Annotated in this window: 3 protein-coding genes; 2 read left to right on the top strand and 1 reads right to left on the bottom strand. The window is 72.8% G+C overall.

Annotated features, from left to right (window positions below):
* The first annotated feature begins 160 nt into the window (after nucleotides 1–160).
* Nucleotides 161–331, top strand: coding sequence for a 30S ribosomal protein S21 (gene rpsU, locus VB737_RS16755; RefSeq protein WP_006172073.1), 171 nt, complete (start codon nucleotides 161–163; stop codon nucleotides 329–331).
* Nucleotides 332–423: 92 nt separating this feature from the next.
* On the top strand, nucleotides 424–612 hold the full coding sequence (locus VB737_RS16750) for a hypothetical protein (protein ID WP_500314632.1): 189 nt from the start codon (nucleotides 424–426) through the stop codon (nucleotides 610–612).
* A gap of 30 nt (nucleotides 613–642) precedes the next feature.
* Here VB737_RS16750 and VB737_RS16745 read toward each other — a convergent pair.
* On the bottom strand, nucleotides 643–1,381 hold a 739-nt coding region (locus VB737_RS16745), incomplete at its 5' end, for an ATP-binding protein (RefSeq protein WP_500314630.1).

The raw sequence follows: 1,381 nt of genomic DNA, 5'->3' as shown, positions 1-1,381 counted from the left end.
GGGCCCGCCACCGCCACGCCTGCCCCCGCCAGCGAGTCGGCGCCCGCCGCCGCCCAGCAGCCCGTGGCTCCACCGGCCATCCCCGCCACCAAGCTCTGAGGAGGGGCCCCGAAGCCCCGCTTGCTAGGGTGCAACGCTGCGAACGTCTCTGCAGTACTTCATGACCCAGGTCACCGTCGGCGAAAACGAAGGCATCGAATCGGCCCTGCGCCGCTTCAAGCGCCAGGTGTCCAAGGCGGGCATCTTTGCCGATCTGAAGCGGCTGCGCCACCACGAAACCCCCACCGAGAAGTACAAGCGCAAGGCTCAGCAGCGCCGCCGTCGCCGCTGAGCCTGGCCTCGGGAAGGCCGATTCAGGTGCTTGTACCTGTTGCCCTTGCTTCCGCCCGCCTTCAGGCTGGAGGGGCCATCGCAGCAGGGTCCATGGGCCATCCGGTCGCCTCCACCGCAGACCAGCCAAGGTCTGCCTCCATGCTTGAGCGGCTCAGCCACTGGTTGGCGGAGACCATCAACCATGCCTGGGGAAATCCCGGTGAGGAAGCCCAGCACCGGCCGCCTCTGATCGGCGTGCAGCCCTACAGCGACAGCCCGCCGCGGCGCCGGCGCCGCTGATCCCGCCATCGCCTCAGTCGATCCGGCCCCTCAGTCAATCCGGTCAAAGGAGCGGTAGCTGAGGGCCTCGGCGATGGCGCCGCTGGCCACGCGCTCCTCGCCGGCCAGATCGGCGATGGTGCGGGCCACCCGCAACACCCGCTCCGCCCCCCTGGCGGAGAGGCGCCGCTGGCTGATGGCGCGCTCCCACAGCGCCAGGGCCTCCGGCGCCGGATCCACCACCGCCGCCAGGGAGGGTCCATCCAGCTGGCCGTTGGCCGCCCCCTGCGGGTTGCGCTCGCCCATCCGCCGGCGCGCCACCGCCACCCGTTGGGCCACCACCGCACTTGTCTCTCCGGGGGACCGCGGCCCATCGGGCTGTCCGCGGTAGGCCCCGCCCAGGTCCCGGGCCTCCGGGCGGCGCATCACCACCTGCAGGTCGATCCGGTCGAGCAGGGGCCCGGAGAGGCGCCCCCAGTGACGGCGCCGCTGGGCCTCACCGCAGCGGCAGCTCTGGCTGGGGTCGCCGTACCAGCCGCAGGGACAGGGGTTGGTGGCGGCCACCAGCAGCACCCGACAGGGGAAGCGGCAGCGCTGCCGGGCGCGGCTGATCCACAGCTCCCCCTCCTCCAGGGGCTGGCGCAGCTGGTCGAGCACCTCGCGGCGGAACTCCGCCAACTCATCGAGGAACAGCACCCCGTGGTGGGCCAGGCTCAGTTCCCCCGGCCGGGGCACGGCGCCGCCACCGGTCAGGGCGGCGGCGGAACAGCCGTGGTGCGGGCTGCGGAAG

The sequence above is a fragment of the Synechococcus sp. BA-120 BA3 genome, assembly GCF_034931285.1.
GTDB lineage: Bacteria > Cyanobacteriota > Cyanobacteriia > PCC-6307 > Cyanobiaceae > Cyanobium.
The sequence above is the reverse complement of the archived record's forward strand: the minus strand, read 5'-3'. Positions and strand labels throughout refer to the sequence as shown.

Bases quoted from the DNA above. Each gene is read 5' to 3' on its own strand.
- rpsU (WP_006172073.1), top strand. From the start codon at position 161: ATGACCCAGGTCACCGTCGGCGAAAACGAAGGCATCGAATCGGCCCTG.
- VB737_RS16750 (WP_500314632.1), top strand. From the start codon at position 424: ATGGGCCATCCGGTCGCCTCCACCGCAGACCAGCCAAGGTCTGCCTCC.